The organism is Parafilimonas sp. (assembly GCF_051953455.1).
Lineage (GTDB): Bacteria > Bacteroidota > Bacteroidia > Chitinophagales > Chitinophagaceae > Parafilimonas.
Window position 1 is genome coordinate 154145 of the sequence record NZ_JBQCIT010000008.1, and the last position, 22408, is coordinate 176552.

General features: G+C 42.5%; 15 protein-coding genes. All 15 read left to right on the forward strand.

Going from position 1 to position 22408, the window contains the following annotated elements; genetic code table 11:
- Nucleotides 1-41 precede the first annotated feature (41 nt).
- Complete coding sequence (locus tag ACTHN6_RS02755; protein ID WP_440434181.1) at nucleotides 42-1583, forward strand: alpha-L-arabinofuranosidase C-terminal domain-containing protein; 1542 nt, start codon at nucleotides 42-44, stop codon at nucleotides 1581-1583.
- Nucleotides 1584-1606: 23 nt separating this feature from the next.
- Entirely contained in the window at nucleotides 1607-3679 is a 2073-nt protein-coding gene (locus ACTHN6_RS02760; RefSeq protein WP_440434182.1) for an alpha-glucuronidase, read from the forward strand.
- 286 nt (nucleotides 3680-3965) lie between these two features.
- The gene (locus ACTHN6_RS02765; RefSeq protein WP_440434183.1) at nucleotides 3966-6425 is read left to right on the forward strand and encodes a glycoside hydrolase family 95 protein; all 2460 of its coding nucleotides are present in this window, start codon (nucleotides 3966-3968) and stop codon (nucleotides 6423-6425) included.
- 249 nt (nucleotides 6426-6674) lie between these two features.
- Nucleotides 6675-7898, forward strand: coding sequence for a glycosyl hydrolase family 8 (locus ACTHN6_RS02770; protein WP_440434184.1), 1224 nt, complete (start codon nucleotides 6675-6677; stop codon nucleotides 7896-7898).
- Nucleotides 7899-7927: 29 nt separating this feature from the next.
- Entirely contained in the window at nucleotides 7928-8785 is an 858-nt protein-coding gene (locus ACTHN6_RS02775; RefSeq protein WP_440434185.1) for a sialate O-acetylesterase, read from the forward strand.
- A gap of 53 nt (nucleotides 8786-8838) precedes the next feature.
- Nucleotides 8839-10788 carry an alpha/beta hydrolase-fold protein gene (locus ACTHN6_RS02780; protein WP_440434186.1) on the forward strand — a complete coding sequence of 650 codons (1950 nt, stop codon included), beginning with the start codon at nucleotides 8839-8841 and terminating at the stop codon, nucleotides 10786-10788.
- 81 nt (nucleotides 10789-10869) lie between these two features.
- Nucleotides 10870-11976 carry an alpha/beta hydrolase-fold protein gene (locus ACTHN6_RS02785; RefSeq protein WP_440434187.1) on the forward strand — a complete coding sequence of 369 codons (1107 nt, stop codon included), beginning with the start codon at nucleotides 10870-10872 and terminating at the stop codon, nucleotides 11974-11976.
- A 32-nt stretch (nucleotides 11977-12008) separates the two neighbouring features.
- Complete coding sequence (locus tag ACTHN6_RS02790; RefSeq protein WP_440434188.1) at nucleotides 12009-13166, forward strand: alpha/beta hydrolase-fold protein; 1158 nt, start codon at nucleotides 12009-12011, stop codon at nucleotides 13164-13166.
- A 65-nt stretch (nucleotides 13167-13231) separates the two neighbouring features.
- Entirely contained in the window at nucleotides 13232-14134 is a 903-nt protein-coding gene (locus ACTHN6_RS02795; RefSeq protein WP_440434189.1) for an alpha/beta hydrolase, read from the forward strand.
- 44 nt (nucleotides 14135-14178) lie between these two features.
- Nucleotides 14179-16281 carry an alpha-L-arabinofuranosidase C-terminal domain-containing protein gene (locus ACTHN6_RS02800; protein WP_440434190.1) on the forward strand — a complete coding sequence of 701 codons (2103 nt, stop codon included), beginning with the start codon at nucleotides 14179-14181 and terminating at the stop codon, nucleotides 16279-16281.
- Between the two features lie 63 nt (nucleotides 16282-16344).
- Nucleotides 16345-16683, forward strand: coding sequence for a hypothetical protein (locus ACTHN6_RS02805; RefSeq protein ID WP_440434191.1), 339 nt, complete (start codon nucleotides 16345-16347; stop codon nucleotides 16681-16683).
- Nucleotides 16684-16753: 70 nt separating this feature from the next.
- A complete protein-coding gene (locus ACTHN6_RS02810; protein ID WP_440434192.1) occupies nucleotides 16754-19171 on the forward strand; it encodes a beta-L-arabinofuranosidase domain-containing protein in 2418 nt (805 codons plus the stop codon).
- Complete coding sequence (locus ACTHN6_RS02815) at nucleotides 19172-20332, forward strand: endo-1,4-beta-xylanase (RefSeq protein WP_440434193.1); 1161 nt, start codon at nucleotides 19172-19174, stop codon at nucleotides 20330-20332.
- 47 nt (nucleotides 20333-20379) lie between these two features.
- A complete protein-coding gene (locus tag ACTHN6_RS02820; RefSeq protein ID WP_440434194.1) occupies nucleotides 20380-21918 on the forward strand; it encodes a glycoside hydrolase family 43 protein in 1539 nt (512 codons plus the stop codon).
- Nucleotides 21919-22060: 142 nt separating this feature from the next.
- The gene (locus ACTHN6_RS02825) at nucleotides 22061-22360 is read left to right on the forward strand and encodes a DUF3098 domain-containing protein (RefSeq protein WP_440434195.1); all 300 of its coding nucleotides are present in this window, start codon (nucleotides 22061-22063) and stop codon (nucleotides 22358-22360) included.
- Nucleotides 22361-22408 lie beyond the last annotated feature (48 nt).

The following is a 22408-nucleotide window of genomic DNA, read 5'->3' on the forward strand; positions in this document are numbered from 1 at the left end:
TCAGGCCTGTTTATTTTTTGACGCATCACAAAAACTTCTATATGAAAAAGAACACCTTTGTTTTACTGCTTGCTTTGTTGCTTGGCTCAACTGCTTTTGCGCAGAACGCTACAATAAAAATTGATGTTGACAGAACTATTGGAGAAATTGATCCCAATATTTACGGCGTATTTATGGAGCCCATTCATTTTAATGGCGCAAGAATGGGATTGCCCGATTCTGTTGATTTCAACACGCTTTACGGCACGCTGTATGACCCCGCATCGCCGAAGGCAAATGAGGATGGTTTCAGAAAAGATTATATAGATGCCATGAAGGAATTAAAAATTACCAATATGCGTTGGCCGGGAGGTAATTTTTTAATGGGTTACGACTGGAAGGATGGTATCGGCCTCAAAGATCAGCGCCCTACCCGCATTAACCTGGCCTGGGGCGGAAAAGATAATAACCATGTGGGTACCGATGAATGGATGAAGCTTAATAAATCTATAGGCAGTGAAAACGTTGTAGCGGTTAATCTTGGCCTTGGTTCTATACTCGATGCGGCTTACTGGGTGGAATATTGTAACTATAAGGGCGGCACTTATTATTCAGACTTGCGGGCGAAAAATGGCCATGCAGCACCTTACAATGTAAAAATTTGGGATTTAGGCAATGAAGTGGATGGCCTGCCATGGGAACTGGGCCACAAAAACGCTGAAGACTATGTTGAAACAGCAAGAGAAGCTGCCAAAGCGATGAAGGCAGTGGATCCGTCTATAAAACTCGTAGGTTCAGGATCATCTTATTATGAACCAACCGGCAAGTGGATTGACTGGAACCGTAAAGTGCTGAACGGCATTGGCGATAAAATAGATTATTTGTCCATTCACCGTTATTGGGAAGGCGGCTCTCCGGATAATTATTATGCTTACATGGGCGATGGAGCGATGGATTTTGATGAAAAGATAAAAATAGTGGCCGGTCAAATTGCAACTGCCAGCGTACAAAACGGGTTTAAACATCCTATTCATCTGTCCGTGGATGAATGGGGCGCCTTTGCCAGGAACTTTATGGCAGTGCTGCCTATTGCGCAATGCCTGAATTCTTTTATCCGTCACGCAGATGTGGTAAAAATGGCCAACTTTACCATGCTTACTTCTCTCTTGTCAAACGATACTAAAAACGGAACCTTTAAATCGCCTGTGTTTTATACTTTCAAGGCGTTTTCAAATAACTGTACCGGAACCTCTGTAGATACCTATGTTTCCTGTGATACTTTTAGCACCGCACAATATAAAGACATACCTTATCTTGATGTAACGGCTGTGTATTCAAAAGAAACAAACACCATCGTCGTAAATGTGATAAACCGGCACCAGGATAAAGCCATTACTGCAGATGTTATAAGCACTTCAGGTAATTTTTCCGGTAAGGCTGAAGCAAGCATCGTAAACAGTGATGATCTGAAAGCTCCGTTTGATTTTGCCAAACAAGCGCAATATGCTCCTGTAACAAAAGAAGCAAAGTTTAACGGAAACAAACTCACCTATACATTTCCGCCACATTCATTTACACAGATAAAGGCAGGGCTTACCAAATAGATTTAATAACATAAATTACGAAGGTGAAAATAGTTTTTAATATTCTTTTTCTATTTATGGTGATAGCCGGCCTGGCGCAGGAAGACGGCCACCAACTCTGGCTGCGCGATAAAAAAGCCAGGCCTGTAACGGTTGTTTGTTCAAAAAATTCTCCCACGTTGGCTATTGCCAAACAGGAATTACAGAATGGCTGGCAGGGTGAACCGAATGCTTCGGTAATACTTACCCTAAAAAAAGATAAGGCATTAAAAGATGATGGTTTCAGGTTAAGCAAAAATGAAGTGATTGCTGAAACAGAAAAAGGTGTTTTGTATGGTGTATACGAATTGCTGCGCCGCCAGCAAACCGGAGAGGCCATTACCGGTGAAGCTGAAAATCCGTCTTATCAAATCCGCATTTTAAATCACTGGGATAATCCAAATGGCTCCGTAGAGCGGGGTTATGCAGGCAATTCTATTTTCTGGTGTAATGGCCCGGATTCATTAACCGTTACAGAAAAGGATAAAAAGTTTTGGCAGGAATACGCACGGGCAAATGCGTCTATCGGTATTAATGCCTCAGTGCTTAACAATGTAAATGCTTCGCCTAAAATTATAACGCCTGAATACCTTAGCCGCGTAAAATCTATTGCTGATATATTACGGCCTTACGGCATTCAAATCTATCTCTCTGTTAACTTTTCTTCTCCTTCAATATTGGGAAAATTAAAAACGTCAGATCCCCTGGATAAAGATGTAATTAAATGGTGGAATGATAAGGTGAAAGAAATTTACAGCTACGTGCCCGATTTTGGTGGTTTCCTCGTGAAGGCCAGCAGCGAAGGCCAGCCGGGCCCGCAGGATTTTGGCCGCACTCACGCCGATGGCGCCAATTTGCTTGCCGATGCTTTGAAACCATACGGCGGTATCGTAATGTGGCGGGCGTTTGTGTATAGCCCAAATGATAAAGACCGTGCAAAGCAGGCTTATAATGAGTTTATGCCGCTCGACGGGCAGTTTAGGGATAATGTGATCATACAAGTTAAAAATGGCCCTGTAGATTTTCAGCCGAGGGAGCCTTTCAGCCCTTTGTTCGGGGCCATGAAGCAAACATCCGTGATGCCCGAATTGCAGGTAACCATGGAATATCTCGGCCACGATAAATACCTGGTGTTTTTATCAACAATGTGGGAAGAAGTTTTACAAAGCGATACTTACCGGCAGGGTGAAGGCAGCACGGTAGCACGCTGCACAGATGGCAGTATTTATCCTCAAAAATATACCGCTATGGCGGGCGTGGCCAATGTGGGGTTAGATACCAATTGGTGCGGCCACCAGTTTAACCAGGCTAACTGGTATGCTTTTGGGCGGCTGGCATGGAATGTAAACCTGAAAAGTGAGCAAATTGCGGATGAATGGCTGAAGCTTACTTTTTATGGCGCTCAATCTTCTAAATTGGGTGAGGCTAATTATGACGCAGACTGGTCTGCCAACTTTCTCACGCCGGTAAAACAAATGATGCTCGACAGCCGTGAGGCTGCGGTAAATTTTATGACGCCACTCGGCCTGCACCATATCATGTCGGCAAACGGCCATTATGGCCCCGGGCCCTGGTGGGCGCCAAAAGGCATGCGGGCAGACTGGACGCCGCCATACTATCACAAGGCAGGCAGCGATGGTATTGGATTCGACCGCACCAAAACGGGCAGCGATGCGGTAAGCCAGTATCATGAACCGCTGGCTTCCCAATTGAATGATATAAATACCTGTCCTGAAAAATATTTATTATGGTTTCATCATCTTGCCTGGGATTATAAAGTAAAAAGCGGCCGCAATTTATGGGATGAATTATGCTACAGGTATGACGAAGGTGTTAACCAGGTTCGTTCATTTCAAAAGGTGTGGGACAAGGCCGGCGTTTATGTTGACAGCACCCGCTTTCTCGAAGTGCAGCGCAAGCTGCGTATCCAATGTGTAAATGCTGTTTTATGGAAAGATGCCTGCCTGTTGTATTTTCAGCAGTTCAGCGAAATGCCCATACCTTTTGAACTGGAAAGGCCGGTTAATAATCTTGATGTGATGATGCATAACGACAGGGGTGATGGCCGTTCTCATTAAACTTAAAAATATAATGCCGCTTACAACTGCAGCATTTGCTTTAATGTGCTTTCTCTTTGAAAAAGTTTGTCTTCTATAATAATCATTGTCTGAAGATGCATTTTGATTGCCCTTTATTCCGGGTAGTTCTTTATAAAGGATAAAAATGAAATTTCATCTACAAATTCATAAAAGTTGTCGTATTTGATTTTGATGATGGGGTACAGAGTCTTATTTTCGTAACCGATTGCACGCACAGAATGAGGCTTCCGCATGGAAGTAAACAATCATTAAGCAACATACAGCCATGAAGCAAATCTTATTTTCTTTTTTATATTTTGTAACTATAGCTTGCTATTCACAATCAAATTCAGATTTAAAACTCTGGTATAACCAGCCATCCGGGAACGTTTGGGAAAATGCACTGCCCGTAGGCAATGGATTTCAGGCGGCCATGGTTTATGGGAATGTGGATACAGAAACCATCCAGTTGAACGAAGGCACTGTTTGGAGCGGCAGCCCTAACCGCAACGATAACCCGCTGGCTTTGGATTCCCTGGCAGAAATAAGAAAGCTTGTTTTTGAAGGAAAGCAAAAACAGGCAGAGAAACTGGCAGACAGGGTTATCATCAGCAAAAAATCGCATGGCCAAATGTTTGAACCGGTAGGCGAGTTGCATCTCAGCTTCAATGGTCACGAAAAATATTCGGATTATTACCGTGAACTTGATCTTGAAAAAGCAGTCGCCAAAACTTCTTATAAAGTGGGCGATGTTATTTATACAAGGCAAGTGATTGCTTCTTTCCCTGACCGTGTGGTTGTAGTAAGATTAACGGCCAGTAAGCCAGGCAGCCTTTTGTTCAACGCATTTTATTCAACTCCGCAACCAGCAGCACAAACTAAAATAACAGCCGCAAAAGAACTAACCATTGCCGGTACCACCATCGATCATGAAGGTGTAAAAGGTATGGTGAAATTTAAAGGTATTACGCGCATAAAATTAGAAGGCGGAACGCTTTCAGCAACGGATACCTCATTGATTGTAAGCAATGCTAATGCAGCCACTATTTATATTTCCATCGCTACCAACTTTAATAACTATAACGATCTGGGTGGTGATGAAAATGCAAGGGCATCATCTTATCTTGATAAAGCTTTTCCAAAAGAATATGATGATATGCTGAAAGCGCATATTTCAGCCTATCAAAAATTCTTTAAGCGCGTTAAGCTTGATCTTGGTGTTACGGATGCTGCAAAGCTTCCCACTGATGAAAGATTAAAGAATTTTAATTCGGTAAATGACCCACAGTTTGTAACGCTCTATTATCAATACGGACGTTATTTATTGATCTCTTCATCGCAGCCGGGTGGACAGCCGGCTACATTGCAGGGTATTTGGAACAATAAAATGTATCCGCCCTGGGACAGCAAATACACCATTAATATCAATACAGAAATGAATTACTGGCCGGCAGAAAAAACCAACCTGCCGGAAATGCATGAGCCATTGATAAAAATGGTGAAAGAACTTGCCGTTACCGGCCAAAAAACTGCCAGGAATATGTATAGTACCCGCGGCTGGATGGCGCATCACAATACGGATATCTGGCGGATAAACGGCGGTGTTGACGGCGCTTTCTGGGGGTTATGGCCAAATGGCGGCGGATGGCTCAGCCAGCATTTATGGGAGCATTATTTATATAACGGCGATAAAAAATACCTTGAATCTGTTTACCCTGCTTTGAAAGGCGCGGCCATGTTCTATGCAGATTATTTAATAGAACATCCCAAATATCACTGGCTGGTTGTTTGTCCCGATGAATCGCCTGAAAATGCACCCGCCGCTCATGATGGTTCTTCCATTGACGCCGGCGTAACCATGACGAACCAGATAGTTTTCGATGTTTTTTCCAATGCTATAGAAGCTGCAAAAATTCTGAACAGGGATCAGGCTTTTGCCGATACGTTACAACACAAACGCAGCCGCCTGGCGCCTATGCATATTGGCCAATACAGCCAGTTGCAGGAATGGCTGGATGATGTAGACGATCCAAATGATAAACACCGCCATATTTCCCATTTGTATGGGTTATTTCCTTCCAATCAAATCTCGCCTTACCGTACGCCCGAATTATATAGCGCAGCAAAGAATACACTTTTGCAGCGGGGTGATGTTTCTACCGGCTGGAGCATGGGCTGGAAAGTAAACTGGTGGGCCAAAATGCTTGATGGAAATCATGCATATAAACTCATTCAAAACCAGCTGACACCTGTAGGCACGAACGAAGGTGGTGGTGGCACTTATAATAATTTATTCGATGCGCACCCGCCATTCCAGATTGACGGCAATTTCGGTTGTACTTCCGGTATTACAGAAATGCTGATGCAAAGCGAAGACGGCGATTTGCAATTATTACCGGCATTACCCGATGTATGGCAATCAGCAGGCAGCATCAGCGGCCTTCGTGCAAGAGGTGGTTTTGAACTGATAAGCATGGAATGGAAAGATGGGAAAGTGGTGAAAGCCGTTATTAAATCAAGGTTGGGTGGAAACCTTCGCTTAAGGATGCCGAACGAAATGAAGCAGGAGAGCGGTATATTGAAAAACGCATCGGGAGACAATGCGAATCCGTTTTATAGCATTGAAAAAACACCGCCACCAATTATTTCGGATAAAGCGGTTATAACACCACCCGATTTGAAGCAGACTTTTGTGTATGATATACCAACGCAGGCAGGAAAAATATATACGCTGATTGTGAAGTGAATTGTCTGGATCTGGATTAGTAAGATTAAAAAATAAACAGGAAATAATTCCATAAATAAAAATAGCAAGAGGTCATTACATGTAAATCATAAAGAACATGTAGAGGATAAGTTTTAAAAAGTTGAATAATTGTAATACTGACAATTTTTAATAAACAGGTTAATATACGTATTCATGATACAGGTAAACTACTTGAAAAAATTCAGAAACAACCTAAAAGCTGGCTTCTATATGCTATGCGTCTTTGTTTTGTTTACGAATTTTTTATTTGCTCAAAAATCAAACACTGAGAAAGGCGCTTTTTATACCGGTGTTTACCCAAATATTTTCAGGCAGGCAGGGTATAGCCAGGCAGATATTGATGCAAAAGTTAATAAAGCTTATGAAGATTTATTTGAAGGCCCCAACAAAATATATTTTGAGGTGGAAGATTCGCTGGGCTATGTATCAGACATAAAGAATAAAGATGTTCGTACTGAAGGCATGTCATATGGAATGATGGTTGCCGTTCAACTCAATAAAAAAGATGTGTTTGATCGTATCTGGCGCTTTAGTAAAAAATACCTGCAGCATAAAGAAGGGCCACGGGAAGGTTATTTCGCCTGGAGCTTCAATCCTCAAACGATGAAGCAAAATTCACCGGGCACGGCTTCTGATGGTGAGTTATATTATGTAACAGCGCTTTTATTTGCCTCCAATAAATGGGGCAATAAAACCGGTATTGATTATTACGGCGAAGCAAGGCATATCTTGGATGCTATGTGGAAGAAAGATGGAACGGGCGGCATTTACAATATTATCAATACCGAGCACAAGCAAATAACCTTTACACCCGAATACAACAATTATAAATGGACGGATCCTTCTTATCATTTGCCGGCATTCTTTGAGGTTTGGGCAATGTATGCCAAAGACGGCCACGAACAGTTTTATAAAGATTGCGCCGATACTTCCCGGGCATTTTTGCACAGGGCCTGCCACCCCGTTACCGGCTTAAATTATGACTATGCTGAATTCAGCGGTGAAGCACATGTTGCCCGTTGGATGCCTGCAGGATTTCGTTATGATTCCTGGCGCGTACCCATGAATATTGCCATGGATTATTACTGGTTTGGAACAGATAAAGAGTGGCAACAGGATTATGCAAAACGCCTGCAAACCTTTTTCCGCTCAAAAGGCATTGACACATTCGAAGACCAGTTTAATCCCGATGGTTCAAAGCCTGACTCTATTTTACAGGCAGGCGGCTTTAAAAAACTGCGTCATTCGCTGGGCCTGGTTTCCACGGTGGCTTCTACTGAAATAATTTATAACAGCAATAAAAAATTTGATTTTGTACATGCGCTTTGGAACAATAAACTGGCGCCTTATGCGGATGGTTATTTTGATCCTTATTATGATGGCTTATTGTATTTATTCAGCCTGATGCATTTAAGCGGAAAATACCAGGTCATAAAACCTCAAACTCATTAACAAGCTAATTAACCAACACAATTTGTCTTATGAATATACAATTGAAAAAGGTTGCTTTATTGCTCGCCTGTTTTTGCATAACACTGTGTTCTTTTTCACAGAATAAAAAGTTCTACATCTTTCTCTGCTTTGGACAATCGAACATGGAAGGCAATGCCAGGTTTGAACCGCAGGATACAATCAATGTTGACACCCGGTTTAAAGTGATGGAAGCTGTTGATTGCTCTGCATTGGGCCGTGTAAAAGGGCAGTGGTATACGGCTGTTCCGCCGCTGTGCCGCTGCCATACGGGTTTAACACCTGCCGATTATTTTGGCAGAACCTTATTGGAAAATCTTCCAAAAGATGTTACTGTAGGTGTGATAAATGTAGCCGTTGGCGGCTGCAAGATCGTGCTCTTCAATAAAGACAATTATAAAGGTTATGCCGATACCGCACCCGTTTGGATGAAGCCGATGATAAAAGAATATGATGGCAGCCCTTACGACAGGCTGGTGGAAATGGCAAAGCTTGCACAAAAAGATGGGGTGATAAAAGGCATCCTGCTGCACCAGGGTGAATCTAATACCGGCGATACTACCTGGCCTGCACAGGTAAACGTTGTGTACAAAAATCTTTTAAAAGATCTTAATCTTAAAGCCACCGCAGTGCCTTTACTGGCAGGCGAAGTGGTGCACGAAGAACAAAATGGTATTTGCGCCAAAATGAATACTATTATTGATAAACTCCCGCAAACTATTCCCACAGCGCATGTGGTTTCATCAAAAGGCTGCGGTGTGGCAAAAGACAACCTGCATTTTAATGCTGCCGGTTACAGGGAATTTGGAAAACGCTATGCCGCTGTTATGCTGCCTTTATTGGGTTATAAAATGAAGACGGAAAATTAAAGGCTTTAAAAATAATATAACAAATACCTGATCATACCATCAAACAGACAAACATGATAAAATACATTTTGCTTATTGCTTTTGCGGCATTTATTTATCCGCAAACAAATGCACAGCCTGTCACCAAACATGCGCCACGGGGTTTTGATTCGATGCAGGCAAATATCCCGCATGGAAAAATTGATACCATCACCTATAACTCAAAAACGGTTGGCAATGCGCGAAGGGCGTTAATTTATAAACCGCCGGGCTATTCAAAAAAGCCTGTCCGCCAGGGCGGAAACAAATACCCTGTGTTGTATTTGCTGCATGGCATTGGCGGTGATGAAAAAGAATGGCTCAACGGCGGCAGCCCGCAGGTAATACTGGATAACTTATATGCCGAAGGAAAACTAGTTCCCATGATTGTTGTGATGCCCAATGGCCGTGCCATGAAAGACGACCGCGCAACCGGCAATATTATGGCGCCCGATAAAGTGCAGGCTTTTGCTACATTCGAACAGGATCTGTTAAATGACCTTATTCCGTACATCGAAAAGAAATTCCCGGTTTATACAGATCGTGAACACCGTGCTATAGCCGGTTTGTCAATGGGGGGCGGCCAGTCGCTCAATTTTGGCCTGGGCAACCTCGATAAATTTGCCTGGGTGGGCGGGTTTTCTTCGGCGCCAAATACCAAAACACCTGAACAATTGGTGCCCGATCCGGAAAAAGCAAAACAAATGCTGCAGTTGCTTTGGATTTCCTGCGGCGATGCAGATGGCTTAATAATGTTCAGTAAACGCACACACGATTACCTGGTTAAAAACAATGTGCCGCACATATATTACATAGAGCCGGGCGCGCACGATTTTAAGGTGTGGAAGAATAGTTTGTATATGTTTTCGCAGTTGTTGTTTAAACCTGTGGACCCGTCTACATTTTCGCAGTACACAGTCTTGGGAACGCCCGCCGAAACCAATGTATACAATGCAAAATATCCACAGATATTACCCGATAGCCGCGTGATTTTCCGCATAAAAGCGCCGGATGCAAAAACAGTACAAATTGATTTGGGTAAGAAATATGATATGCTGAAAGATACCGGTGGATACTGGCAGGTAACCACCGATTCCATCGGTGAAGGCTTTCATTATTATTCTTTGATCGTTGATGGCCTTGCCGTTGCCGATCCCGCCAGTGAAACATTTTATGGTATGGGGCGCATGGCAAGCGGCATTGAAATTCCTTTTGCCAATGGCGATTATTATGCTTTAAAAGATGTACCGCACGGCGATATTCGTATCAAAGATTACTTTTCCCCGGTTACCCGCTCCTGGCGCCAAATGTATATTTATACGCCGCCGGGATATGATGAGAATACATCTGATAAATATCCTGTTTTATACATACTGCATGGCGGCGGGGAAGATGAACGCGGCTGGACCGCACAGGGAAAAACCAGCCTCATTTTAGATAACCTTATTGCTGAAGGCAAAGCTAAACCTATGATGATTGTAATGCCTGATGCTAATATTGGAATGGGTGGTTTTAATGCTAACGGTATAGAAGGTTCAATGAAAATGTTTGAAAGCGAAATGAAGCAATCCGTTATTCCTTTTGTTGAAAAAAATTACCGTGCTAAAACTGATGCCGGCAGCCGTGCGCTTGCAGGTTTATCAATGGGTGGTTTGCATACGCTTTATACCGGTATCAATAACACGGACGTGTTTTCCTATCTCGGTGTATTCAGCTCCGGATGGATAGTGCCGATGATGGATAAAACCGCAGAGGCACAATATGCTTTTTTGAAAGAAAATGCGGATAAAATAAACAGCAACCTGAAAACATTCTGGATTTCAGAAGGCGGCCCGGAAGACATTGCTTATAAGAACGGCAAAATCATGTTAGGCAAATTAGATGATCTGAAAATTAAACATACTTATTATGAATATCCCGGCGGGCATACCTGGCCGGTGTGGAGGAATGCGCTGTATCATTTTGCGCCGTTGCTGTTTCAATAAATTAAGCCTACGCAGCAGGCGCCTGTTCATACATGAATCAATCATTACTATAAAAAAATTAATCATTTAAAAAATTGCCAAATGAAATTAAAACAAGCACTCTTTTTGTCGGTGGCTGTTGTAGCCGGCCACGCCTGTATGGCGCAAGATGTTACGGAAGATTTTAAGCCTTCCACTTTAAACCAGCCGGGGCAGGAATATCCGCAGGTAAATTCCCAGCGATATGCAAGATTTAAAATTAAAGCACCCGAAGCGGATAGCGTTCGTGTAAGCCTCGGCTTAGGTGGAAGAGGCGGCACATTGCTCACAAAAGGAGCGGATGGATTTTTTACCGGCACCACCGAAGGGCCGATGGATGAAGGTTTTCATTATTATCATCTCACAGTAGATGGCGGCACTTTCAATGACCCGGGCACCTTGAATTTTTATGGCTCTACGCGTTGGGAAAGCGGTATTGAAATACCTGCTCACGACCAGGATTTTTATGCACTGAAAGATGTTCCGCACGGCCATGTACAGCAAATTCTTTTCCCTTCAAAAAGCACCAATACATCAAGGCGCGCTTTCGTATATACACCGCCGGGATATGAAAAAAACAAATCTGAAAAATATCCTGTTTTGTATCTGCAGCATGGCTGGGGCGAAGATGAAACTGCATGGAGCAACCAGGGTCACGCCAATCTTATCATGGATAACCTGATTGCCGAAGGCAAAACAAAACCATTCATCATCGTAATGACTTACGGAATGACCAATGAATTAAAATGGGGCCACATGAAAGAATTTAAAATTGACCCTTTTCAAACGGTGCTCATTGATGAATTGATTCCTTATGTTGATGCACATTTTCGCACGATTGCTGATAAAGAACATCGTGCTATGGCCGGGCTTTCAATGGGCGGCATGGAAACACACACCATCACGCTGAATAAGCCTGATGTATTTTCTTATTATGCTTTGCTGAGCGGGGGCATTTATACACCCGATGAATTGAAAGACAAATCAAAGCCTAAGCTCATCTTTATAAGTTGCGGCAGCAAAGAAAGGCCCGAAGCAGTTAAGAATGCGGTGACAACATTGAAAGGCGCGGGGTATAATGCAGTTTCTTATGTGTCTGAAAATACCGCTCACGAATTCCTGACGTGGAGACGCAGCCTGCATGAGCTGGCACCGCTGTTGTTCAAGTAAATAGGAACCGTACTACTCACTAAAACTTTTTTATGATGAATTACAAACGTTTCATCTTTTTTACAGTTATATTTTTATTAGGCATCTCCTGTTTTGCACAATCAGATGGTTTTAAACCTTCCGCTACCAACGCGCCTGGAAAGCAATATCCGCAGGTAAGCGCCGATGGCCGGGTTCGTGCCAGTATTGCTGCGCCTAATGCCAATAAAGTGCAGCTTGATATTGGCGGGAAAAAATATGATATGGTGAAAGATGAGAAAGGCGTGTGGACAGGCGAATCGCTGCCGCAGGATGAAGGCTTTCATTATTATCAACTGAACATAGATGGCGTTTCTGTTCCAGACCCCGGCACGCTTTATTTCTATGGGGCCGGGCGCTGGGGAAGCGGAGTTGAAGTTCCAGCCCCGGACCAGGATTTCTTTGCGCTGAAAGATGTGCCACACGGGCTGGTAAGTGAAAATCTATATTTTTCAAAATTGACTAATGCATGGAGGCGTTGCTTTGTTTATACGCCTCCGGGCTATGAAAAAGATACAAAAACACGTTACCCCGTTTTGTATTTGCAACATGGAAGTTTTGAAGATGAGACCGGCTGGTCGCGGCAGGGGCATGCTAACCTGATCCTTGACAATTTAATTGCCGCCGGCAAAGCCGTGCCGATGATTATTGTGATGGATAATGGATACGCATCTAAACTGTCCGATAATCCTGCCGATAGTAAGACCCGTCCCCAGCCTGTTTTTGAAGAAGTGATGATAAACGAAATTGTGCCGATGATTGATGGAAAATTCAGAACCATGGCCAATCGCGAACACAGGGCGATTGCAGGCCTCTCAATGGGCGCCAATCAAACCATGCGCATTATCATGAATAATTTGGACAAGTTTTCTGCGCTTGGGGCTTTCAGTGGCACTTCCAATTATCCCAGCACGGATGTGATTGATTCTGCTACATTTTTGGATGGAAAATTTAATGATGGCGCCGCAGTCAATAAGCAATTTAAAGTGCTGTTTCTTGGATTGGGAACAAAGGAGCCCAATCCATTTCCCGGATCTGTTGGGGCATTCAGGAATATGTTAGACAAGCAGGGAATTAAATACGTGTTTTACCAATCGCCGGGAACTGCCCATGAATGGCTTACATGGAGAAGGGATTTGGAGCAGTTTGCACAATTGCTTTTTAAAAAATAAATCATCATTTTCAGTTTTATGCCTGTTTTTATTGAATTATTAAACCTAGCAAATATTAAAAGCAAATGAAAATGCTAAAAATTCTTTTTATTGGATTCTGTTTATTTCCATTTGCTGTCCAGGCGCAGCGGATCGTGAACCTTTATCCGGGCCATATTCCGGATTCAAAAAAAACGGTGCTAAAAAATATTCCTGAAAATCCTTCAGAAGGGTTGATTCGGCGGGTTATTACACCAACATTGCAAATGTTTTTGCCGGAAAAAGATAAGACGAATGGTACGGCAATAGTGATTTGTCCCGGCGGCGGCTACAGCGTAATTGTTTATGGTGGTGAAGGAATAAATGTTGCCAAAGAATTTACCGAAAAAGGTGTTGCGGCATTTGTGTTGCAATACCGTTTGCCCAACGATTCTTTCCAGGTAAATAAAACCATTGCACCATTACAGGATGCGCAGCAGGCGATTAAAATGGTGCGGGACAGCGCAGCCGCCTGGGGCATCAACCCGGATAAGGTTGGCATTATGGGTTTTTCTGCCGGCGGCCATGTGGCTTCCACGGAAGCAACGCATTTTAATAAGGCGCTGATAGAAAATAAAAGCAACGCCAGCCTGCGGCCTGATTTTCAGATTTTGGTGTATCCCGTCATCAGCATGCAGGATAGTCTTGCTCACAAAGGCTCGCGCACACAATTGTTGGGAAATAATCCTTCAAAAGAAACCATTGATCTTTATTCTAATGAATTGCAGGTAGATAAAAATGCACCGCCTGCCTATATCACGGTGGCTGCTGATGATAAAGTGGTAGATGTGGACAACAGCATTATTTATTTTGAAAAATTAAGGCACAACAAAGTGCCCGTGGAAATGCATATCTATCAAAAAGGCGATCACGGTTTTGTATTCAGGCACCCGGGGTGGATGGAGCCATTATTTGAATGGATGCAAAACAATAACTGGATGAACAAATAAAAATATCAATCATGAGCAAAATGTTAAACATAAGATTTGTCACAATGAAAAAACTTCCTTTACTGTTGCTGATTGCAGCCGGCTTCATAATCAATCCTGCTTTTTCCCAAACACCTGTAATTAATCTGAATATTGCGCAGGCAAACAAAGATGTCAGCCCGATGTTATATGGGTTGATGACGGAAGAAATTAACCATTCTTATGATGGCGGATTGTATGCCGAGCTGATTCGTAACAGGGTTTTTAAAGACAGCAAAACAGAACCCGAAGGCTGGAGCCTTGTAAAAGAAAATGCTTCATCAGAAGCAGTTATAAAACTGATAGCGGCTGAAGAACATGTGCCCAATGATGAACGCAGAAATGCCCTCAATGGCGCTTTGCAGGCTTGTTTGAGACTCACTGTTGAAAAAGCGGATGGAAGAGTGGGCGTTGCCAATGAAGGTTATTGGGGTATTCCGGTAAAACCTTCTACTACCTATAAAGCCTCATTTTATATAAAAGGAACCGACCGCAGGGAACCGCCACGCTGGCCCTGGGAACCAAAGCCAACTAAGCCGCCGCTGCCTGTAATTGAAAATAACACACCGGGCCCAATAACGGTTTCTATTGAAAGTAATGACGGCAAAACGGTTTATGCAAAAGGCACTATTAATCTTGAGAAAAGTATTTACTGGAAACAATACGAAGTGAACCTGACAACGGCCGCTGATGTGAAGCCTACGAAAGAAGCACGTTTTGTGATTTCTACGGATAGAGTTGGTGTGTATTATTTCAACCTCGTTTCATTATTTCCGCCAACCTATAAGGATCAATCCAATGGTTTCCGGCCAGACCTGATGCAAATGCTGGTAGATATGAAACCAAAGTTCCTGCGTTTCCCCGGCGGGAATTTTTTGGAAGGACCGAAGATTACGGATGCTTTTCCCTGGAAAGAAACGCTGGGCCCCATTGCCAACAGGCCCGGCCATAATGGTTCGTGGGGTTATCGCGCTTCTGATGGCATGGGGCTGCTTGAATTTTTATTATGGGCAGAAAACATGGGCGCAGAGCCGGTTTTAGGCGTTTATGCCGGTTATTCATTGGACGGTGACCATATTGATGCCGGGCCGCTTTTAAAACCTTATGTGGATGATGCGCTCGATGAGATAGAATATGTTATTGGCGATACATCCACTTACTGGGGCGCCAAACGCGCCAGGGACGGGCATCCGGATCCGTTCAAACTGCAGTATGTTGAAATTGGTAATGAAGACTGGTTTGACAGGAGCAATAGTTACGATGGCAGGTTTAAACAATTCAGGGAAGCCATTGAAGCAAAATATCCTAATATCACCTGCATTTCTACTATCCCAAAAACACAATATCCTGCTATGAGCGTGAAGGGAAAAGACGCAGATGTGGTGGACGAACATTATTACCGCAACTCATGGGATATGTGGGAAAATGCTTCACAATATGATTCCTACGACCGCAACGGGCCTAAAATTTTTGTGGGCGAATGGGCCACAAGGGAAGGCAAGCCAACCACTAATTTAAATGCGGCACTTGGCGATGCCGCCTGGATGACCGGCATGGAACGCAATGCAGATTTGATAATCATGTCTTGCTATGCACCTTTATTGGTAAACGTAAGCACAGATGCAAACGGAAAAAGGGCGTGGCAATGGGATTCAGATTTAATAGGATATGATGCGTTGAACAGTTACGGCTCGCCATCCTATTATGTACAGAAATTATTCAGTCATTATCTGGGAAATAAAATTGTGCCGGCAACGGCTACGAACATACCAACACAAAAAGCCCCGCTTTCGAAAAAAGACAGCGCGGAAGGCAAAGCGCCTAAATTGGTTCCAACTATATTTTATTCGGCCACGATGAATGATGCAACGGGAACGATCTATTTGAAAATCGTAAATACAACCGCAAACAAACAAGCGGTAAAAATAAATCTTGATGGAATTTCAACTGTAGCTCCCGAAGCAAATTTGGTAATGGTAAAAGGCGATCATCCTGAGGAAACGAATTCCATTACGGACCGCGAAAAAATTATTCCGGTTACTGAAACGATCAAAGGAATCAAGAAGTCATTTTCACCGAAACTGGCTCCTTATTCTGTAAACATTTTTGAAATTAAAACAAGCAAATGATAACCATTCACCGGTGAAAATAAAATAGCCTCTCAATTTTTAAACATAATAAAAACAATCATTATGAAGTATTTACTCACAGCATTACTCCTGCTTGGGTTTATGATAACCAAAGCACAAAATACCATTGACGGTAACTGGAAAGGCAGCCGCGAAACGCCAAACGGCACCATGGAATTTAATTACACTTTTAAAGTGGAGGGAGATACATTAACGGGCATTATCAAATCACAATTTGGTGAAGTGTCATTAGAGAATGGAAAAGTAGATGGAAAGAACTTTTCTTACAGCATTAGTTTTAACGGCAACAGTATTGATTTCACCGGTGAGCTGGTAAGTGATGACCAGATCATTACCAAAAATGAAAGAGGCGAAACCAAGTTGACAAGGGTGAAGGAATAGCTTACTATTTGAATTAAACGCCGTAAAAGTGTATGAAGACCGGTACACGGACAACCTAAAAGGAAAGACAATGATTAAACGTTTTTTAAAACGGATTCAACTAAATAAGGTATTCATTTTTTCAGCAGCCCTGGGCATAAACAGCCTTGCTTTTAATGCGGTTTATGCCCAGGAAAAATTATATCCCAACGAATTTGATTTAAGTGAAGTGAAATTATTGGATGGGCCTTTTAAACATGCACGCGACCTCAATATTCAAACACTTTTAAAATATAATGTTGACCGTTTGCTGTCCCCTTATTTAAAAGAAGCGGGATTAAAACCAAGAGACTCAAGCTATACCAACTGGGAAGGATTAGACGGGCATATTGGCGGCCATTATTTAACGGCAATGGCCATTAATGCGGCTACCGGCAATGCGGAATGCAAAAAAAGAATGTTGTACATGATTGCTGAATTGCAAAAATGCCAGGATGCCAATGCAAAGAATAATAAAAGCTGGGGCATTGGTTATGTAGGTGGTGTTCCCAATAGCGCCGCTGTTTGGAAGTCTGTACAAAATGGCGATTTCAAAGCCTTTCACGCGGCCTGGGTTCCGTGGTATAATGTTCATAAAATGTATGCAGGTTTACGCGATGCGTGGATATACGCCGGCAGTGAACAGGCAAAAAACATGTTTTTACTTTTTTGCGATTGGGCGATTAACATTACTTCTAATTTAACGGATGCCCAAATGCAATCGATGCTTGATACGGAACAAGGCGGCATGAATGAAGTGCTGGCGGATGCTTACGCCATTTCAGGTGATAAAAAATATTTGATTGCTGCAGAAAGATTTTCGCATCACATGCTTTTAAATCCAATGTCTGAAGGCATTGATAACCTTGATAACAAACATGCCAACACGCAAGTGCCGAAGGCGATTGGCTTTGCAAGGATTGGCGAATTGAGCGGCGATAAAAAATATGCCGATGCAGGAAGTTTTTTCTGGCAAACGGTTACCACGAATCGCACATTAGCGTTTGGGGGAAACAGCCGTCGTGAATTTTTTCCAAGCGCTGCCTCCTGCATTGATTTTATTAATGATGTTGAAGGGCCGGAAAGTTGTAATTCCAACAATATGCTGAAGCTTACTGAAGATTTATTCAGAAGAAATCCTTCGGCAAAATATGCAGATTATTATGAGCGCACCATCTACAATCATATTCTTTCTACCCAAAATCCTGAAACCGGCGGTTACGTTTATTTTACGCCGGTTCGCCCAAGAAGCTATAAAGTGTATTCTGCACCCAATGAAGCCATGTGGTGCTGTGTGGGCACAGGCATGGAAAATCATGGAAAATACAATGAATTTATATATACGCATTCCGGCGATTCATTGTTTGTAAACCTGTTTGTCGCGTCTGAATTAAACTGGAAAGAAAAAGGAATTCACTTCACGCAGCAAACCAAATTTCCTTACGAAGAAAAAACGAAGTTGCTTATCACCGAAGGGAATTTATTATTCAATTTGATGATTCGTTATCCGTGGTGGGTGGCTGATGGCGCACTAAAAATTAAAGTGAATGGTAGAGATATCTCCATTCAAAATCATCCTTCTTCTTATGTGTCTATCAACCGCGAATGGAAGAAAGGTGATGTGATAGAAATTACTTTGCCGATGCATAATACCATCTCGCATTTACCGGATGTTCCGCAATACATTGCTGTTATGCACGGGCCCATTTTGCTCGGTGCAAAAACAGGAACAGAAGATATGAAAGGACTGGTAGCAGACGACAGCCGCTGGGGGCATATTCCCGGCGGGAAAAAATTACCGGTAGATAAAGCGCCAATTTTTGTTGCTGATAATATATCATCTCTCACCCATAATTTAATTCCCGTAAAAAATGAACCGCTTCATTTTAAGGTGAAGGATGTAAAAGTGGTTAATCCGGTTAAGATAGAGTTGCAACCTTTCTATCAAATTTATGATGCAAGGTATATGATGTATTGGATGGCATTGAGCAATGCGGGTTATCAAAAATATATTGATTCGATTGCGGCCTCTGAAAAAGAGAAACTCGATTTAGAAAAACGTACCGTTGATTTTGTAAGCCCCGGCGAACAGCAACCTGAAGTTGACCATGCGATGCAAAATGAAAAATCAAGAACCGGCAATAACCAGGATCAAATGTTTCGTGAAGCCTTTAACGGCGGTTATTTTAGCTATAACATGCCAACGAATAATCAAACGGATTTAAGCCTGATGGTTCGTTACTGGGGCGCTGAATGGGGCAGCCACAAATTTGAAATTTATATAGATGATAAAAAATTAGTAACAGAAGATAATACCGGCAGATGGAATCTGTCGCAATTCAAAGAAATAACCTATTCGATTCCCGGTGAAATGGTGAAAGATAAAGAGCATGTGCGGATAAAATTTGTAGCGCTGAATGGAAGTTCAGCAGGACCGGTTTATTATGTTCGGTTGGTAAAATCAAAATAAATGAAACAGCTTACCTCTTTTTTTATAATAATGAATTGTGTGCTTGGTATGAATGCACATGCACAGAATTCAGGCAACACGCAAACATTAAAAGATGTTTATAAAGATGCCTTTCTGATGGGCACGGCGGTTACACCTGGCATTACATCAGGGAGTGATAAGGCCACGCAGGCTATCGTAATAAAAGAGTTCAATGCAATAACGCCGGAGAATGTAATGAAAGCGGCGCTCATCAATCCCAAACCCGGTGTTTATAATTTTGGCCCCGCAGATGAATTTGTTGCTTTTGGTGAAAAATATCACATGTTTATAGTGGGCCACACGCTTGTATGGCATAACCAGTGCCCTGACTGGTTTTTTACCAATGCCGCCGGAAAACCCAATACAAAAGAAGAACAAATAGAAAGATTGCGGAGCCATATACAAGCCGTGGCCGGGCGATATGCAGGCCGCGTAAATGCCTGGGATGTAGTGAATGAGGTGATAGATAATGACGGAAGCTACCGTGAAAACACCTCATGGGTAAAAGCCTTTGGCAATGGCGATACACTGGTAACGTATGCTTTCAAATTTGCAGCGCAATATGCGCCCAATACAGAATTATACTACAACGATTTTAATGCCTGGCGGCCTGAAAAAAGGAATGGAATTGTGCGTATGATAAAGACGCTACAGAAACAAGGCATCCGCATTGATGGTGTGGGCATACAGGGCCATTGGGGTTTGAATTATCCTAAAACAAAATACATTGAAGATGCTATTGATGCATATGCAGCCTGCGGTGTGAAAGTAATGATAACAGAACTGGATGTTGATGTATTGCCGCTGACCAAAGAAGGGCAGGTAATAGGGCAGGGGATGGCGGATAAGCAATTTCAACTGGAAGAGTTTAAAACTTTTTTTGACCCTTATCAAAAGGGATTACCGGATAGCATGCAAACTGTTTTAGCAAACAGGTATGAAGCATTGTTTAAGATTTTTTATAAACGAAGAGATAAGATAGCACGGGTAACATTATGGGGCGTGCAGGATGGCATGAGCTGGAAGAATGGTTATCCTATCCCGGGCAGGACAAATTACCCTTTATTGTGGAGCAGGAACCTTGAGCCGAAACCCGCATTGGAGGCGGTATTGAAGGTGCCTGAGACGTTTAAGAACTAATAATTTTCCAGGTATGAGTATGCCGAAAAGTGATTAAATAAGTATCAATGATGAATAAAATTATAGCCACTTTTTCCCTTTTATCTTTTCTATATTTGAATGTTAATGCCCAAAATGTGCATAGCGATAATGGCAATGGCACTTACACCAATCCATTGATCTCTGCAGATTTTCCTGACCCGGACGTGATACGCGTTGGCGATACCTATTATATGGTAACAACAACAATGTTTGTATTTCCCGGTGTTACTGTTTTAAAATCGCACGATTTAGTAAACTGGGAATATTGCAGCAACGCGGTACCGCGCTTCGATTTCAGCAAATGTTACGACCTTGATACTTGCAATCGTTACGGGCATGGGCAGTGGGCTACGAGTATAAAATATCACAATGGAAAATTTTATTTGCTTTTTATTACGTTGAATGAAGGCGGCTTCATGTTGACTGCAGCTAAGGCGGAAGGCCCCTGGCATATAACGCATCTGCCCAAAGGATTTTACGACCCGGGTTTATTTTTTGATGATAACGGTAAGGTTTACGTGGCACAAGGTTATAGCAAAATTTCTATTACCGAAGTGAATGACAGCCTTGTTGCCATTGGCCCCGATTCACTGGTTTATACAGGCGATATACGCAAAGGGCTTGAAGGAACGCATGTGTATAAAATCAATGGTTATTATTATTTGTATTGCACTTACGGCGGAAGGGATGGAATGCAAGTGGCTTTACGCTCCAAAAATATTTATGGCCCGTATGAACAAAAGCTGCTTATTTATGATACCACCAAAGGCATTAATTATGGCATTCACCAGGGCGCATTAATTCAAACACAGACCGGCGAATGGTGGACGATTTTATTTGTGGACAGCGGACCATTGGGAAGATTTCCTTCCTTGCAGCCTGTAACATGGGAAGATGGCTGGCCGATGATTGGCGTGAATGGCAAAGCGGTTACAACTTATAAAAAGCCTAACGTTGGTAAGACCTATCCCATTAAAGATTTTCCTACATCCGATGAATTTAAGGGAAAGGTATTAGGCATGCAATGGAGCTGGAACCATAATCCTGATGATACCAAATGGTCACTCGAGGAAAAGCCTGGTTATTTAAGATTGAAAACAGCTGCCATCACATCAGATTTTACCATGGCGCGCAATACGCTTACGCAACGGCCTTTTGCTAAGCACGATCAAGCAATTCCAACCGTTGCAACTGCAAAAATGGATGTTGCCCACATGCAGGATGGTGATATTGCAGGTCTTGCCATGCTCCAGGATCCTTATGCCTATATTGGCGTTAAACAAAATGGTAACCGTAAATACCTGGTCATGGTGAATAATGGTAAAGTGGTTGATTCGGTAGCGGTTAATGCATCAACCATTTTTTTCCGAACCATAGCTTCCAATGTTACCTCCAAAGCTATGTTTGAATACAGCACTGATAATAAAACCTTTAAAGCTCTTGGTAATGAATTAGGGATGCGGTTTAGCCTGAAAATTTTCACCGGTAATAAATTCTGTCTGTTCAATTATGCCACTAAAGAATTAGGCGGTTATGTAGATTTTGATTGGTTCAGGACAGAGTAGGATGGAAGTTGATTGGTTGATAAGTTGACAATAGGTGAATCATAACGGAAACAATTCAGCTTTAGTTAAAATTATGCCCGTTATATACAATTTCTGGTAACTAAAATCCAAATCCCTATCTTGCGGTTTATAATTGATAATAATGGCTGAATTAAAAAAACAAACATCACCGCAACCTCAGCAGGTAAAAACCGCGAAAGCCACGGATGCACCGGCATTGTTCAATAAAGAAAATTATAAATGGATGCTCATCGGCGGCATCATAATTATACTTGGAATGGTGCTGCTGAGCGGTGGAAAAAATACAGATCCCAATACATTCGATTATAAAGTTGTGTACAGCACAACAAGGGTTACCATAGCACCTATACTTATTGTGCTTGGTTTGCTGGTGGAGATTTACGCAATCTTTCGCAAGCCTGTTCAACCCGCAAATGCATAAAGCGCTGTAAAGCGCTTTTCTTTTTTCATTCCGATTAATATAATAATC

Coding starts and splice junctions, on each gene's coding strand:
- ACTHN6_RS02755 (WP_440434181.1), top strand. CDS start 42: ATGAAAAAGAACACCTTTGTTTTACTGCTTGCTTTGTTGCTTGGCTCA.
- ACTHN6_RS02765 (WP_440434183.1), top strand. CDS start 3,966: ATGAAGCAAATCTTATTTTCTTTTTTATATTTTGTAACTATAGCTTGC.
- ACTHN6_RS02775 (WP_440434185.1), top strand. CDS start 7,928: ATGAATATACAATTGAAAAAGGTTGCTTTATTGCTCGCCTGTTTTTGC.
- ACTHN6_RS02780 (WP_440434186.1), top strand. CDS start 8,839: ATGATAAAATACATTTTGCTTATTGCTTTTGCGGCATTTATTTATCCG.
- ACTHN6_RS02785 (WP_440434187.1), top strand. CDS start 10,870: ATGAAATTAAAACAAGCACTCTTTTTGTCGGTGGCTGTTGTAGCCGGC.
- ACTHN6_RS02790 (WP_440434188.1), top strand. CDS start 12,009: ATGATGAATTACAAACGTTTCATCTTTTTTACAGTTATATTTTTATTA.
- ACTHN6_RS02795 (WP_440434189.1), top strand. CDS start 13,232: ATGAAAATGCTAAAAATTCTTTTTATTGGATTCTGTTTATTTCCATTT.
- ACTHN6_RS02800 (WP_440434190.1), top strand. CDS start 14,179: ATGAAAAAACTTCCTTTACTGTTGCTGATTGCAGCCGGCTTCATAATC.
- ACTHN6_RS02805 (WP_440434191.1), top strand. CDS start 16,345: ATGAAGTATTTACTCACAGCATTACTCCTGCTTGGGTTTATGATAACC.
- ACTHN6_RS02810 (WP_440434192.1), top strand. CDS start 16,754: ATGATTAAACGTTTTTTAAAACGGATTCAACTAAATAAGGTATTCATT.
- ACTHN6_RS02815 (WP_440434193.1), top strand. CDS start 19,172: ATGAAACAGCTTACCTCTTTTTTTATAATAATGAATTGTGTGCTTGGT.
- ACTHN6_RS02820 (WP_440434194.1), top strand. CDS start 20,380: ATGATGAATAAAATTATAGCCACTTTTTCCCTTTTATCTTTTCTATAT.
- ACTHN6_RS02825 (WP_440434195.1), top strand. CDS start 22,061: ATGGCTGAATTAAAAAAACAAACATCACCGCAACCTCAGCAGGTAAAA.